General features: G+C 40.6%; 15 protein-coding genes and 1 tRNA gene. 6 read left to right on the forward strand and 10 right to left on the reverse strand.

Annotated features, from left to right (window positions below):
* The first annotated feature begins 51 nt into the window (after positions 1-51).
* Genes WKR92_RS06355 through nadD form a run of 3 tightly spaced genes read left to right on the forward strand, consistent with a single transcriptional unit; the run spans position 52 to position 2,073 of the window.
* Positions 52-915, forward strand: coding sequence for a YicC/YloC family endoribonuclease (locus WKR92_RS06355; RefSeq protein ID WP_375557961.1), 864 nt, complete (start codon positions 52-54; stop codon positions 913-915).
* A 1-nt stretch (position 916) separates the two neighbouring features.
* Positions 917-1,501, forward strand: coding sequence for a guanylate kinase (gmk, locus tag WKR92_RS06360; RefSeq protein WP_375556985.1), 585 nt, complete (start codon positions 917-919; stop codon positions 1,499-1,501).
* Positions 1,498-2,073, forward strand: a complete 576-nt coding sequence (gene nadD, locus WKR92_RS06365) for a nicotinate (nicotinamide) nucleotide adenylyltransferase (RefSeq protein WP_375556986.1) — start codon at positions 1,498-1,500, stop codon at positions 2,071-2,073. Before gmk ends, nadD begins: the two co-directional genes overlap by 4 nt.
* Here the strand turns inward: nadD and WKR92_RS06370 are convergent.
* The 5 genes from WKR92_RS06370 to WKR92_RS06390 all read right to left on the reverse strand — a co-directional run bounded on the left by WKR92_RS06370 (position 2,070) and on the right by WKR92_RS06390 (position 5,731).
* Positions 2,070-3,530, reverse strand: a complete 1,461-nt coding sequence (locus tag WKR92_RS06370) for an FAD-dependent oxidoreductase (RefSeq protein ID WP_375556987.1) — start codon at positions 3,528-3,530, stop codon at positions 2,070-2,072. The genes nadD and WKR92_RS06370 overlap by 4 nt on opposite strands.
* Positions 3,527-4,237, reverse strand: a complete 711-nt coding sequence (locus WKR92_RS06375) for an SAM-dependent methyltransferase (protein WP_375556988.1) — start codon at positions 4,235-4,237, stop codon at positions 3,527-3,529. Before WKR92_RS06375 ends, WKR92_RS06370 begins: the two co-directional genes overlap by 4 nt.
* A gap of 290 nt (positions 4,238-4,527) precedes the next feature.
* Positions 4,528-4,788 carry a DUF6952 family protein gene (locus WKR92_RS06380; protein WP_375556989.1) on the reverse strand — a complete coding sequence of 87 codons (261 nt, stop codon included), beginning with the start codon at positions 4,786-4,788 and terminating at the stop codon, positions 4,528-4,530.
* Positions 4,769-5,083, reverse strand: coding sequence for a thioredoxin family protein (locus tag WKR92_RS06385; protein WP_375556990.1), 315 nt, complete (start codon positions 5,081-5,083; stop codon positions 4,769-4,771). Before WKR92_RS06385 ends, WKR92_RS06380 begins: the two co-directional genes overlap by 20 nt.
* Before the next feature lie 9 nt (positions 5,084-5,092).
* Positions 5,093-5,731 carry a peroxiredoxin gene (locus WKR92_RS06390; RefSeq protein ID WP_375556991.1) on the reverse strand — a complete coding sequence of 213 codons (639 nt, stop codon included), beginning with the start codon at positions 5,729-5,731 and terminating at the stop codon, positions 5,093-5,095.
* A gap of 212 nt (positions 5,732-5,943) precedes the next feature.
* Between WKR92_RS06390 and WKR92_RS06395 the strand changes: the two genes are divergently transcribed.
* A tRNA-Arg gene (locus WKR92_RS06395) sits at positions 5,944-6,015 on the forward strand.
* A gap of 191 nt (positions 6,016-6,206) precedes the next feature.
* On the opposite strand, the gene WKR92_RS06400 is transcribed toward WKR92_RS06395, so the two are convergent.
* Entirely contained in the window at positions 6,207-6,602 is a 396-nt protein-coding gene (locus WKR92_RS06400) for a VOC family protein (protein ID WP_375556992.1), read from the reverse strand.
* Between the two features lie 122 nt (positions 6,603-6,724).
* Entirely contained in the window at positions 6,725-7,168 is a 444-nt protein-coding gene (locus WKR92_RS06405) for a PepSY-like domain-containing protein (protein WP_375556993.1), read from the reverse strand.
* Between the two features lie 146 nt (positions 7,169-7,314).
* On the opposite strand from WKR92_RS06405, the gene WKR92_RS06410 reads away from it, so the two are divergent.
* Positions 7,315-9,957 carry an alpha-L-rhamnosidase gene (locus tag WKR92_RS06410; protein WP_375556994.1) on the forward strand — a complete coding sequence of 881 codons (2,643 nt, stop codon included), beginning with the start codon at positions 7,315-7,317 and terminating at the stop codon, positions 9,955-9,957.
* Entirely contained in the window at positions 9,954-10,916 is a 963-nt protein-coding gene (locus WKR92_RS06415) for an NAD(P)-dependent alcohol dehydrogenase (RefSeq protein ID WP_375556995.1), read from the forward strand. The genes WKR92_RS06410 and WKR92_RS06415 overlap by 4 nt, the downstream gene beginning before the upstream one ends.
* Positions 10,917-10,995: 79 nt before the next feature.
* Here WKR92_RS06415 and WKR92_RS06420 read toward each other — a convergent pair whose 3' ends face one another.
* The 3 genes from WKR92_RS06420 to WKR92_RS06430 all read right to left on the reverse strand — a co-directional run bounded on the left by WKR92_RS06420 (position 10,996) and on the right by WKR92_RS06430 (position 13,465).
* Positions 10,996-11,442 (reverse strand): PepSY-like domain-containing protein, encoded by a 447-nt coding sequence (locus WKR92_RS06420; RefSeq protein ID WP_375556996.1) that lies wholly within the window; start codon positions 11,440-11,442, stop codon positions 10,996-10,998.
* A 67-nt stretch (positions 11,443-11,509) separates the two neighbouring features.
* Entirely contained in the window at positions 11,510-12,793 is a 1,284-nt protein-coding gene (locus WKR92_RS06425; RefSeq protein WP_375556997.1) for a sensor histidine kinase, read from the reverse strand.
* Entirely contained in the window at positions 12,794-13,465 is a 672-nt protein-coding gene (locus WKR92_RS06430) for a response regulator transcription factor (RefSeq protein ID WP_375556998.1), read from the reverse strand.
* Positions 13,466-13,593 lie beyond the last annotated feature (128 nt).

Here is a 13,593-nt window from a genome sequence, read left to right on the forward strand (position 1 = left end):
TGCTAAAAAATGTTAAAAGAATTTACATTATCTTTGCGAATGATCAAATCAATGACTGGCTATGGTATTGCCAACGCCGATACCGAATACGGACATTACATCGTTGAAATAAAATCTCTGAATTCCAAATTCTTAGAGTTAAACCTGAAAATACCAAAAATATTTTCTGACAAAGAGCTCTTTTTGAGAAACGAATGTTCCCGACTGCTGGAACGTGGAAAAATCAATATAACGATTACCGCTGAACATGACGATCCAGTCATGAATGCTGCTACTATCAATAAACCTTTAGTAAAATTCTATTATAATGAATTAAAGGAAATAGCGGATAATGTTGGCGCTTCTAAAGAAAACCTGTTATCGATGGTATTAACACTACCTGAAGTAATTGGCCATAGCGAAGAGAAAGCTGATGAAAATGCTTGGAACGCAATTTATGGTGTTTTCATTGATGCAATACATAAGTTTGATCAATTCAGGAAAGACGAAGGAGAAGTTTTACGCGCAGATTTAGCCATGCGTGCTACCAAGATCGTCACCCTTCTAACGGAAATTGAAACAAAAGAGACCAGTCGGATCCCGATGATCAGGGAACGAATAATCAATTACCTTGACGAGACAGTCGGTAAAGAGAATGTCGACAAAAACCGCTTTGAGCAAGAGCTTATCTATTACATCGATAAACTAGATATCACCGAAGAAAAGGTACGGTTACGGAGCCATTGTAATTACTTCAGCAAGGCTCTCGAAAGTAGAGATGCAAACGGCAAAAAGCTTAGCTTTATTTCGCAAGAGATGGGTCGCGAAATCAACACCTTAGGTTCAAAAGCCAATCATGCCGAGATTCAGCAGATCGTTGTCAGAATGAAAGAAGAATTAGAAAAAATTAAGGAGCAACTCTTGAATGTTTTATAAAATGGTTGGAAAGTTAATTATTTTTTCCGCGCCATCAGGTGCTGGAAAAACAACAATTGTCAGACATTTACTCTCAAAGTATAACGATAAACTAGCATTCTCCATCTCTGCCTGTACACGTCAGCCACGGGAAAATGAAATTCATGGTAAAGACTACTATTTCATTACTCAAGAAGATTTTCTTCATAGAATAGCTCAGAAGGAGTTTGTTGAATTTGAGGAAGTCTACTCAGGAACCTATTATGGTACTCTTCGGTCAGAAATAGAAAGAATATGGGGAGAGAACAAGGCTGTTATTTTTGATATTGATGTTATAGGCGGCTTGCACTTAAAAGACAAATTCAAAGATCAGGCATTAGCCATATTCGTACGACCTCCATCGTTAGAAGTGCTTTCTGAGCGACTGTACGGTCGTGGTACAGACACAATTGACAAACTCAATGAGCGAATTGGAAAAGCAAAAAAAGAATTAGAATATGCGGGTCAGTTTGACGTTATCTTAGAGAACGACGACCTAACAGAAGCGTGTATAAAAGCCGAACAGTTAATTGACGATTTTCTTTCGGGTCACAACTCATCAATATGAATAAAATAGGTCTATTTTTTGGCTCATTTAACCCGATCCATATTGGTCACTTAATCATCGCAAATTACATGGCGAATCATACTGATTTAGATGAAGTATGGTTGATGGTCTCACCTCATAATCCATTAAAGAAAAAAAGCAATTTGGCCAATATGTACGATCGACTTGAGATGGTCAATTTGGCAATACAGGATACTGAGAACATCAAGAGCAGCGATATCGAGTTTAGGTTGAACCAACCGTCTTATACAATTGACACCCTTATCCATCTTCAAGAGCGGTATCCATCTAAAGAGTTTATCTTAATCATGGGTTCAGACAACTTGGTAAGCCTCAAGAAGTGGAAAAACTATGAAGTCATCCTCCGCGACTATAAGATATTCGTGTATCCACGTCCCGGATACCAGGATGAAGAGATGTCTATGCACCCCTCGATCACCATAACTGACACACCATTAATGGAGTTGTCTTCAACCTTTATCCGAAAATCTATCGCTAATGATAAAAGCGTAAAGTTCTTCATACCGGACGCGGTTGCCAATTTTATTGACAGCAAAGGACTGTACCATTAATATCGCCATTTCATTAGCTCCTCCATATAGGTATCTACCAGCGATGCGTTTAACACATCATTTATAAATCCAATATATCCGTCGGGTCTAATGAGAATCATTTTATGCTGTTCCGCTTTCATCTCAAATGCCTTAAACACATGTTCGTTTTTACTGGAATAAGGCAAATAGTAAACATGCATATAGGAAGTATATTTTTTCTTGATCCCTTGACCAATATTAAACCGCAAATAACTTGATAAACTACCTAAGAGCAAGAGAACGAAACCGGACTTTTTAACCCATTCATGTAAACTAGTGTCTACACCACTCTTTTCGTCATATACCGTAAAATTCGGTAGTCGATCGCCAGCAACAATTTTTTTAGACAATGAATGATGTAAAGACAGTTCACTTCTACGATAATTGTACTCAGTGAAGAGAATATTATCAAGACTTTTTAACGCTAATTGCTGCCGAAGTTTTGAAAATAACCTACCTTTATATAACAGAACATTCAACAACCAGTAAGATTTCCTATAAACCCTCATTGCTAGAAATTTACGCTCTACTTCATATGAACTGAGCATAGTTTTATTCATCTTCTCCGATATAATAAAAGCCAATTTCCAGCTCAAATTGGCTGCATCTTGAAAATGCAGGTTTATTATCGAATCTAACAAGAACAAACCGTCGACGTTCAACCTCCCGAAGGAAATACACCGCTGTTGAAGATAATTGAGTGCAACTGAGCCAATCACATTTTTGCTCGATGAGCCATCACTTTTCGTCGAGCTTAATAAATGGTATCGATTTGTCCGCTCATCCGACTTAGCGAACATAAAACCGTCACTCATCATTACAAGACGCTGATCACAATCAACAAGTTCATTAGGCTCTATTTTGGAACAGTACAACTGTTGGGGAATAACCCAACTTTTATGATCGAAGCCCAATCGCGTCAGAATATGATCATTTTCACAATCAGAAAACACAACCCACTTCGATTTTATATCATGTGATGATTGATCCTGTTCCATCACCACCCTCACGCCTGAATCATCTTGGTAAATATCCTTTATTCTTGAGTCCCAATATACGGGACATGCCTTCGAGCCCAAATATTGCAGCAAGGCTTTGTCGACTTTGCCCTGTTCGATATTTAAAAAGTAATGATAAGCCGACAGATGTTCATCGTGAGTCAAATCTATTTGTTTCAATACCTGATCGGCGAATTGAACTGTCAGTCCTTTACACACGCTTCCCAGCGGAAGAAGCGTATCCATTAGTCCGAGCCTCCCTAACATGTCGAGTGACAATCGATCCAACGTTATCAGGCTTTCAGTATCTGACATACCTTTTCGGTGGTCAACAACCATCGGCTCAATCCCGTATTTCAATAATTGTGCAGCCAACACCATACTCGCCGCAGAGGCTCCGACGATAATGATATCAACATTTTTTGTGTTAAACTTCATCGATAAAGTAAAAAGATCGCAGGCTTCTTATGAAAATCCACTTTTCTTTTCTTCCATTCTTTCACCGTGTCGCTAATGATCAATTCGTCTTCTGCAGTTAAATTACATGCAACACACAATTTTGTTTGGTCATTACATATTTTCAAAATATTTTCCAACAAAGCATTATTACGAAAAGGAGTTTCGATAAATATCTGTGTTTCCTGATATCTGGCAGCATTCTGTTCCGCAGCGAGCAACTGTCTTCGTCGTTGCTCTTTATCAATTGGCAAATATCCATGAAAGGTGAATCGTTGCCCATTAAAGCCAGAAGCCATTAATGCCAGCATAATAGAGCTCGGTCCCACCAAGGGTACAACCTTTATCCCTAGCTTGTGCGCATATGCGATGATGTCAGCACCGGGGTCCGCAATTCCCGGACAGCCAGCCTCACTCATTAAACCCACATCCTTTCCCGCCAATAAGCCTTTAAAATAATCTTTGGTAGAAGTCGTTGATCGCTTATGCTTTCCATAATCATGGATGGTCAATTCACTTTGCGGAATTTTCAGCCCTGCCTGTTTAAGAAACTTGCGTGCAGTTTTTTCATTCTCTACAATATATTCGTCGATCTGATTAATTGTTTCTTGAAGAAATGTTGTAAAAGACGCATTAGCACTATCAGCCCCCAATGGAACGGGTATTAGATACAAACAACCATGATTCATATACAAATATGGTTTTTTACGCCGAGTATTCTGACTATTGGTAAATTTTCTTTTAGCCTCGAGTAAAAAAGAAGGAGGAAGCCCCCTAAAGCCTCCTCCTTCTAAAAAATCAACAATTAAAATTTTTTCGGTTCCCTTAAAGCTTTAACGTTCAGCTACCAAGCTCTAAGCTTATCCTATAACAATTATAAAATTACAGAAAATTTACATCGTAAACACAGCCAACTTTTCAACAAAAAAGGGGTTATCAACATTTTAATGTTGATAACCCCTTTCATTCGAAAGAAAATTTATTTGTCTATAGAGCCTAAGACACGCTTCATAAAGCTGTTAAGCGCTTCTTTCTTGTCCAAACCTTCTTCTTTAATCAACTTGTTTACTTCAACAGCACCATACATATTAGAGATTAATTCACCAATCACATCAATCTCATCATCCTTCAATCCGGGTGCCTCTGTTAATGATTCCAGGGTTTCGATCGTCTCTATCACAAAATCTTCATCATTCTCCTCAATAAATTGAGTCAGATGCTTAATTACTGGTAACTTCATTCACTAATTGTGTTAATGGATCCAACTTATTTGTCTGAATCTGATTCACCAGCTTTCCACCTTTAAAGGCTGCGAAAGTCGGCAAATTACTCACATCAGCCAATTTTCTAGATTCTGGGAACTTCTCTGCATCCGCAATAACGAATTTCATTCCCTCATTCTCACCAGCTAATTTTTTAAACTTTGGTTTCATAATTCTACAGTTCCCGCACCAAGAAGCTGAGTATTGTACCAATACTACATCCTCTCCACCTACGATCTCTGCTAAATTATCATTATCTAATTCTACTAACATAATCTTATTTTAATGTGCAGCTAAGTAACTTGCAACACCGTCACGGTTTGCGTTCATAGCCTCTTTTCCTTCTTCCCAGTTTGCAGGACAAACCTCACCAAACTTTTGTACGTGTGCATAAGCATCAATCAGACGAATGTATTCTTTAACGTTACGACCAAGCGGCATATCGTTTACACTCTCGTGGAATACCTTACCATCTTCATCAATTAGATAAGTCGCGCGGAACGTTACGTTTGATCCTTCAATGATCAATGAATCCAACTGCTCATCATACTCAGCATTCTGTACATCAAGAATGCCTAATACATTTGCCAAGTTACGTGTAGTGTCCGCTAAAATCGGATACGTTACACCTTCAATTCCGCCATTATCTTTTTCCGTGTTTAACCAAGCAAAGTGAACTTCGTTGGTATCGCAAGATGCACCAACAACTATCGTGTTGCGCTTTTCAAATTCAGGCAATGCTTCTTGGAATGCATGCAATTCAGTTGGACAAACAAAAGTAAAATCCTTCGGATACCAAAACAATAATACTTTCTTTCCCTTTGAAGTCGCTTCTTGAAAAATGTTGATCTTTAGGTCATCGCCCATGTGATCCATGGCATCTACCGTAATATTAGGGAATTTTTTTCCTACTAAGCTCATAATAATTTGTAATTTAATTTGTTCCTTTTTTGATGGTGCAAATATAGAAAATAAAAAGGGACAAAATTATCTTTTAAGCTGATACACTATAGGCAAAATCTATAATGACACAGCCATGATATTAACGTATTTAATGACATGAAAAAATACATTTATATCCTATTTTACTCAAAAAATCCTATTTGAAATGCTATTTTTGTGAATTAAAACGAGGCCCTGTAGTTCAACGGATAGAATAGAAGTTTCCTAAACTTTAGATATGGGTTCGATTCCCGTCAGGGCTACTTTTATAATAGGACGCACAACCATTAAACGCCTTAGCAGTATCGTTAAGGCGTTTTTTTGTTCCAGATAGCTCCTGGAAAAAGAAAAAGTGGCAGTTACGCTTCTGCCAATTCCTTTACTAGACCTTTTCCGCACTTGCATTGATCTTGACCTCCTGATTGATCGTTTTTGTCTTCATTTCTTATGTGTTTCACATGTTCAATACGACCCACCTGTGTCCGTCGGGATCCGCAAAGCGCATGACCCACCAGCCTTCTTTCATCTGTTCGGGACGGCTAATGATGTCGGCACCAATGCTGTCGAGTGCTTTCTCCCATTCCAACACTTCCTCCTTACTTTCTGCGGAGATACTGAAGTTCACTTCGTTGCCCTGATCAGCTACTTTGGTCTTTACGGCCTTTTCAAAGCGGGACGTTTGGAACAGGTTCAGAATAAAACCGGAATCCCCGATGTTGAGCGAGAGGAAACTGTCGCCGTCGTGTACGCTTTCGTTAACTGTGAATCCAAGCTTTGTATAGAATTCTTTGGACTTATGAATATCTTTGATCGGATAATCTGCCCAGATCTTCGATGGTTGCGGAGCCATAAGGTTTGCTATTTACTTATCAAATCTATACACTAACCCTTACAATAATCTTGCCATAGGTCAGGAGAAGTGGGAAGTCAGAAGCATCCTTAAAATGCTTCGCAATCAAAGAAATTCACCTTTTAAGGATCGATTCGTACAAAATTTCCCTCTGTATCAAAGACCAGATCAACACCATTCGTTAACTCAACATCAAAACCCTGACGTTCCTTGTCAATCCCGTTGATCCCCACGTTGGGGTATTCGGCTTCTACGTAATCAACAATAGGTGTTAGGATAAACGTTGTGGGCAACGATCCATTAACCGGAGCATCTACATCCTCCCAATTTCCGCCCTTATCGAACTTGACGGTTACTCCGTTATCCAATCGAACTTCATACTCACCACCTTCTGAAGATTCCTTCTCCCTTTTTACCGAGACGACTGTTTGATCTCCAAAATGTTCGTCTAAAAAGGCTTGACCTACAGAAGGTATTTCTTCGATACCAACAACTTCTTCTTTTTCGCAAGAAGATAAAGCTACTACCATCACCAATGCCAGCAGCAAACTAGATACTTTTTTCATCTTTCTATGTATATTGTTAGCTCAAAGATGATATACAATTTAGGAAACAATTGGGAATGGATATGAGCATCCTTATAATTCTACCAGAAATATTAAATACATTTGGGAATACAACTAAACCCTTTTAGCTATTTACTATATAAACTATGGGAAAGTATTTACTGTTCATCGCCCTCTTGATATCCACAGGAACTCATGGTCAAGATTCCACTACAAACGGTATCCCCACCCAATTAAAAGTTGAACATTTAGAAAACCCCTTAGGAGTCGACATTGAAAACCCTCGGCTCATGTGGCGCTTACAGGACGACCGACAAGGAGCATTGCAAACAGCCTATCAAATATTCGTGGGAACTGACTCCATGGGTATCGTTAACGACAAGGGAAATATGTGGAATACCGGAAAACAAAGCAGCGCAGACATACTTGTATCCTATGCCGGTCAAGATCTAGCACCGCTGACCCGATATTTCTGGAAAGTCGTGACATGGGACCAAAACGGGAAATCACACGCTTCCCATGCTGCTAGCTTTGAAACTGGCATGATGGGAAATAGCAGGTGGAAAGGCTCGTGGATCAGTGACCATCATGATATCCACCATAAAGAAGCGCCTTATTTTCGGAAAGAATTTACAGTAGCTAAGAAAATTAAATATGCACGAGCTTACATCGCTGTTGCGGGCTTGTATGAGCTGACTTTGAATGGTGGAAGGGTCAGCGACCATCGGCTTGACCCGATGTATACTCGCTTCGATAGACGAACATTATATGTCACGCACGATGTGACTGAAATGCTACAATCCGGTGAGAATGCTATTGGCGTAACCCTGGGTAACGGTTGGTACAATCACCAATCACTGGCCGTTTGGAACTTTCACAACGCCCCCTGGCGGGCGAGACCAACTTTCTGCTTAGACCTTCGCATTGTATACACGGATGGCACCGAAGAGACAATTGTATCTGACAACAACTGGAAGACTTCATCCGGCCCTATTATCTCTAACAGCATCTATACAGGCGAACATTATGACGCCCGTCTGGAGCAAACAGGTTGGAATAAAGCTGGCTTTGACGATTCTAAATGGGACGGCGTTCGCTATCGAAGTGCGCCCTCATCGCATATCGTATCTCAGCAAACGGTACCTATTCGCTTCGTAAAATCATATTCCCCACAATCTGTAAAGAAGTTTGACGACACAACCTATGTCTTTGATATGGGTCAAAACATGGCAGGTGTAACACAGCTCAAAGTCAAAGGCCCGGAAGGAACGGTTCTTAAAATCAAGCATGGCGAACGTCTTTATGATAATGGACGTCTGGACATGTCCAATATCGACGTATATTACCGTGGAAATAAGGAAACCGACCCATTCCAGACGGACATCCTCATCCTCAGCGGTAAAAAAGAGGATGAGTTCGCAGCTAAGTTTAACTATAAGGGATTCCGTTATGTAGAAATAACGAGTAGCAAGCCCGTTTCACTCGACGAAAACAACCTGAAAGCCTATTTTATACATAGCGATGTAGAACCTGTTGGTGAAATTAAGACGTCTTCGACATTGGTTAATGACCTTTGGCGCATAACGAACAATGCGTATCTATCAAACCTGATGGGCTACCCAACCGATTGTCCGCAGCGAGAGAAAAATGGCTGGACAGGCGACGGCCACCTCGCCATCGAAACAGCTTTGTATAATTTTGATGGGATCAGCGTATATGAAAAGTGGCTTGCCGATCATCGCGACGAGCAGCAACCCAACGGTGTATTGCCCGATATCATCCCCACCGGCGGTTGGGGCTATGGAACAGCCAATGGGTTAGACTGGACCAGTACCATCGCTATTATCCCCTGGGAGGTATACATGTTTTACGGCGACAGCAGACTACTCGCCGACACCTACGAAAACATAAAGCGTTATGTAGATTATGTAAATCAGATTAGCCCGAACGGACTGACTACTTTCGGCCGCGGTGACTGGGTGCCCGTAAAGTCACAGTCCAATTTAGAGCTCACATCCTCTGTCTATTTCTACGTAGATGCACAGATCCTAGCCTCTGCTGCAAAACTATTCGGGAAGGAAGACGATTTTCAGAAGTACAATTCGCTCGCAAACAAGATTAAACAGGCAATCAACGATAAATTCCTAAATCAAGAAACGGGCATCTATGCTAGCGGAACACAAACTGAGCTTAGCGTTCCGCTACATTGGGGGGTAGTTCCTGAGAACATGAAAGCGAAAGTAGCGGCCAACCTCAATCAAAAAGTTGAAGAGACTGATTTTCATCTGGATGTAGGAGTTCTGGGAGCCAAAGCCTTGTTAAATGCACTGAAAGACAATGGCTATGGAGAAAGTGCTTATAAAGTCGCCGTACAGGATACCTACCCTTCATGGGGTTGGTGGGCGGTGAACGGAGCTACCACCTTGCTTGAGAACTGGGATCTTGAAGCCGAAAGAGACATTTCGGACAACCATATGATGTTTGGAGAGATTGGAGGATGGTTCTTCAAATCGCTAGGCGGGATTCTGCCAGATGCAGAGCAACCAGGATTTAAACATGTTCTTTTGAAGCCGATATTCCCAAAAGGACTGAGCCAGTCGACCGCCTCTCACAAATCACCCTACGGCACAATTATATCCAGTTGGAAGAAAAACAAAAGCACCGTTACATTTGATGTCCAGATACCTCCAAACTCCACAGCTACATTTTTCCCACCTGAGAACATTGTAGATAGCAAACCAGTTAGATTAGAAGCAGGTAAACATCGTCTAAAACTGAAATTAAAATGAAAGCAGCCATTTACACTCGCTATGGGGGTTCCGAGGTAGTTTCTTTAAAAGAAGTACCTAAACCTCATCCGAAAGAAAACGAGATACTCATTAAAGTATATGCTTCCTCAGTAAACCGTACTGACTGCGGCTTTCGCAGTGCAGAATACTTCATATCCAGGCTTTTCAGCGGCCTTTTAAGGCCTAAACAAGCAATCCTCGGTTGCGAATTCGCGGGAAAGGTAGAGGCTATTGGAGAAAATGTTACGCTGTTTAACATTGGGGATGATGTTTTTGGCTACGATGACAATGCTTTTGGTGGTCATGCCGAGTACAAAACAATTTCTGCCACAGCGGCGGTTACTAACCTCCCGGATAATCTCAGCTACGCTGAAGGGGCGGCGCTCACCGAAGGCAGCCATTACGCATTAGGCAACATCCGGGCAGCCCGGGTTAAATCAGGAGACACAGTTCTCGTCTATGGAGCCACCGGCGCTATCGGCTCTGCAGCAGTTCAATTGTTAAAACACCTGGGTACTTTCGTCGTAGCGGTTGCCAACACAAAAAATGTCGAATTGATTAAAACATTAGGAGCCGACGAAGTCATCGACTACATGACACAAGATTTTACAAAAACAACCCATCGTTTTGATTTTGTCTTTGATGCAGTTGGAAAAAGCTCATTCCGTCAGTGCAAACCGCTTATGAAACCCAAAGGGATCTATGTATCAACAGAACTGGGGAGAAATTCTGAAAACATCTTTTTAGCCATGATTGCACCCTTGAAGAAAGGGAAAAAAGTTATATTCCCTATCCCCACCGCAAAAAAGGAAGACATCCTCTACCTTCAGGACCTGGCTAAGAAGAACCATTTCAAACCAGTGATCGATAGAGAGTATCCATTAGACGAGATTGTCGAAGCTCACCGTTATGTAGAGACCGGACAGAAAACGGGCAATGTCATTATTAGAATTGCTTAATCTCCCGATATTAAAAATCCTACACGGGTTATCGTGTAGGATTTAACAAAACATCGCAATGAGGTTTCTATGCTAATTCTTAATCATCTATTCTCAAAAATTTACCCTTGCGGTCAAATTCCAAGTCCAAGCCACTGGTCAATTCCACCTCATATTTCCGTGAAGACCTCGATATCTGCTCAACCTTGTTATTAGGGAAACTTTTGCTGATATACGAACGGATATTTCCGGGTATAATTGCGTTCGGTACAGTTCCCTTTTCCGGATCTACCTCTGTCCATTGACCTTTGCTGTCGAATTCAAGTTCCGTACCGTCAGCCAACGCCACTTTGTACTCTTTCGACGAAAAAAATTCATCTTCCATAATCACGTGAGAAACGGACTTTACATTATAATGCTGCTTAATAAATTGTTGTGCAGTTTGGGGTAATTGATCAAAAGTCAAAACCTTTTCTTCCTGTGCCTGAGCACTCATCGTCGTCATGGCAACTACCATGATCAAAATTCCTGTTACAAGCTTTTTCATATCATTATTATTTAAATTCTTTATACAAATATCAGATCCAACTTGGGAAACAATTAGGAAAAACAAGTTAAATGGAAGCTTTGTTTACCGAAAACACATGGAGATCTTCGTCATAAGTGTACGAAACTGAAATTGTCGGATAATTATCCACGATAGATCGTATAATGGAAAGCCCCAGACCATTCGACTGCGAGTCCTGAGACCCTTTATGGAAACGTTCAAATATATAATCCGGGTTCAGAGCTTCTCCCAGACTGCTATTGGCAATCTCGATACGATCACGCTGTAGACGGATACGTAATATTCCACCTTTTGTATTATATTTTATAGCATTTCGTAAAAGATTGGAAATTAAAATACTTGCCAAATCCCCATTGTATTTTGTCACAAACTGACCGTCGCCCTCCACTTCAATCTGAAGTTCCCGAAATTGGATCAAATCAGAAAAATCATCCAATAGCCCCATTACTAACTCAGAAAAGTTAACCACTTCCTCTTCATGATACTGCTTATTATCGATCCGGGACAGGGTAAGTAAAGATTTGTTCAACCCCACCAAACGCAAAAGCGACTGCTTAGCCTCCGCAATTTTAGAGAGTGGCTCCTCCGGCAACAGCTGATCGTCCATCAGCAAATCCAATTTACTGACTGTCACCGCCAGCGGAGTTTGAAGTTCATGCGATGCATTCTCAATAAATCGCTTCTGCTGCTCAAAGATCTGCTCATTTTGATCAATCATCTGTACAATATGTTTATTGAGATTGTCAAATTCTTTTACTTGACTTTCTATTGGAATAAAACTTTTACTATCACCAAACCGATAATTTCCTAACCCATTCATGATCAACTTAAATGGCCGAAGTGCCTTCGTCAGTCCAACGTAATTAATAACAATGATGCTTAACGCGATCACGACGTATAATACCGCGAGGGAGAATGCCAGGTTAATCAGAAAATCATCCTCCTCAACTGTCGACGTCCGTATTTCCAATTGATAGGGTTTGCCATCTTTCGTATAAAAACCCGTACGAAGAATCCGGTAAGGTTCATCTTCCTCATCGTAGGGCATATACATCTCCTTGTTGTAAAAGTAGTTTTTATCGATATTCTCATCAGCAGTACCAGGAATTATACGAAACTGATTGATACCAAACGTTGTTGTATTAACAATATCAGGATCTGCATATGCTTCACGTATAATTTCGATTTTCTGATTCTTAAGGCCATCGTCGATATTATCATATACCTCGTCCATCAACACCGCGTAGAATAACAAGGCCCAGATAGCCATAATCGCTAAGATAGCGATTACAAGATAGCGGTTTGTATAGGTTTTTAATGATATTGCCATTTAAACTAATTTATAACCAACACCGTAGACCGCTTGGATATCCGCTTCGGCACCATAGTTTTTCAGCTTTTTTCGCAAATTTTTTATCTGAGAGTAAATAAAATCCAGGTTATCAGACTGGTCGATATAGTCGCCCCAAACAGATTCAGCCAACGAGGTTTTTTCCAGCAAGCGATTTGGTCTCAGCAAAAAATAATAAAGAACATCATACTCTTTCCTATTAAGCGATATTTCCTTTCCATCAACCATCGCCTGTCGTGAATCTGGCGCCAGCGTTAAGTTTTTATACGTTAATACCCTGTCCCCTTGTTGCACATTTCTACGAATGATCGATTTAATCCGCGCTAACAATTCCGCCAGATGAAAAGGTTTCGCCAAATAATCGTCTGCCCCGATTTCCAGCCCGAGAACCTTGTCTTCCACGTCGCCTTTTGCAGAAAGGATCAGCACAGGTTGTTTCCTTCCCTCTTTCTCAAGCTCCCTCAAAATATCCAGACCATTACCGCCTGGCAACATGATATCCAATAGAACACAATCATAATCGTAGCTCATCACCTTTTCCAAACCGGCATGATAAGTCAATGCCTCTTCCACCAAGAAGTTTTCCCTTTGCAGAAACTCCTTTACACTTCGAACCATTTCAAGCTCATCTTCTACTATAAGTATCTTCATTTTATCTAAAAGTACAATTTTAAGCCTAGATTCTGGAATATTTTGGGAACACGACCCCTCAATTTAAAAGCGCCGCGAAACTCAAACTTTAATTAAAATACTGTACATTTGCGCCTGCGTATAATCAG

It is taken from the genome of Albibacterium profundi, assembly GCF_042159835.1.
Lineage (GTDB): Bacteria > Bacteroidota > Bacteroidia > Sphingobacteriales > Sphingobacteriaceae > Albibacterium > Albibacterium profundi.

Coding starts and splice junctions, on each gene's coding strand:
- WKR92_RS06380 (WP_375556989.1), bottom strand. CDS start 4,788: ATGAAGTTACCAGTAATTAAGCATCTGACTCAATTTATTGAGGAGAAT.
- WKR92_RS06415 (WP_375556995.1), top strand. CDS start 9,954: ATGAAAGCAGCCATTTACACTCGCTATGGGGGTTCCGAGGTAGTTTCT.
- WKR92_RS06410 (WP_375556994.1), top strand. CDS start 7,315: ATGGGAAAGTATTTACTGTTCATCGCCCTCTTGATATCCACAGGAACT.
- WKR92_RS06370 (WP_375556987.1), bottom strand. CDS start 3,530: ATGAAGTTTAACACAAAAAATGTTGATATCATTATCGTCGGAGCCTCT.
- WKR92_RS06390 (WP_375556991.1), bottom strand. CDS start 5,731: ATGAGCTTAGTAGGAAAAAAATTCCCTAATATTACGGTAGATGCCATG.
- WKR92_RS06400 (WP_375556992.1), bottom strand. CDS start 6,602: ATGGCTCCGCAACCATCGAAGATCTGGGCAGATTATCCGATCAAAGAT.
- WKR92_RS06375 (WP_375556988.1), bottom strand. CDS start 4,237: ATGAATCATGGTTGTTTGTATCTAATACCCGTTCCATTGGGGGCTGAT.
- WKR92_RS06430 (WP_375556998.1), bottom strand. CDS start 13,465: ATGAAGATACTTATAGTAGAAGATGAGCTTGAAATGGTTCGAAGTGTA.
- WKR92_RS06420 (WP_375556996.1), bottom strand. CDS start 11,442: ATGAAAAAGCTTGTAACAGGAATTTTGATCATGGTAGTTGCCATGACG.
- WKR92_RS06355 (WP_375557961.1), top strand. CDS start 52: ATGACTGGCTATGGTATTGCCAACGCCGATACCGAATACGGACATTAC.
- WKR92_RS06405 (WP_375556993.1), bottom strand. CDS start 7,168: ATGAAAAAAGTATCTAGTTTGCTGCTGGCATTGGTGATGGTAGTAGCT.
- WKR92_RS06425 (WP_375556997.1), bottom strand. CDS start 12,793: ATGGCAATATCATTAAAAACCTATACAAACCGCTATCTTGTAATCGCT.
- nadD (WP_375556986.1), top strand. CDS start 1,498: ATGAATAAAATAGGTCTATTTTTTGGCTCATTTAACCCGATCCATATT.
- gmk (WP_375556985.1), top strand. CDS start 917: ATGGTTGGAAAGTTAATTATTTTTTCCGCGCCATCAGGTGCTGGAAAA.
- WKR92_RS06385 (WP_375556990.1), bottom strand. CDS start 5,083: ATGTTAGTAGAATTAGATAATGATAATTTAGCAGAGATCGTAGGTGGA.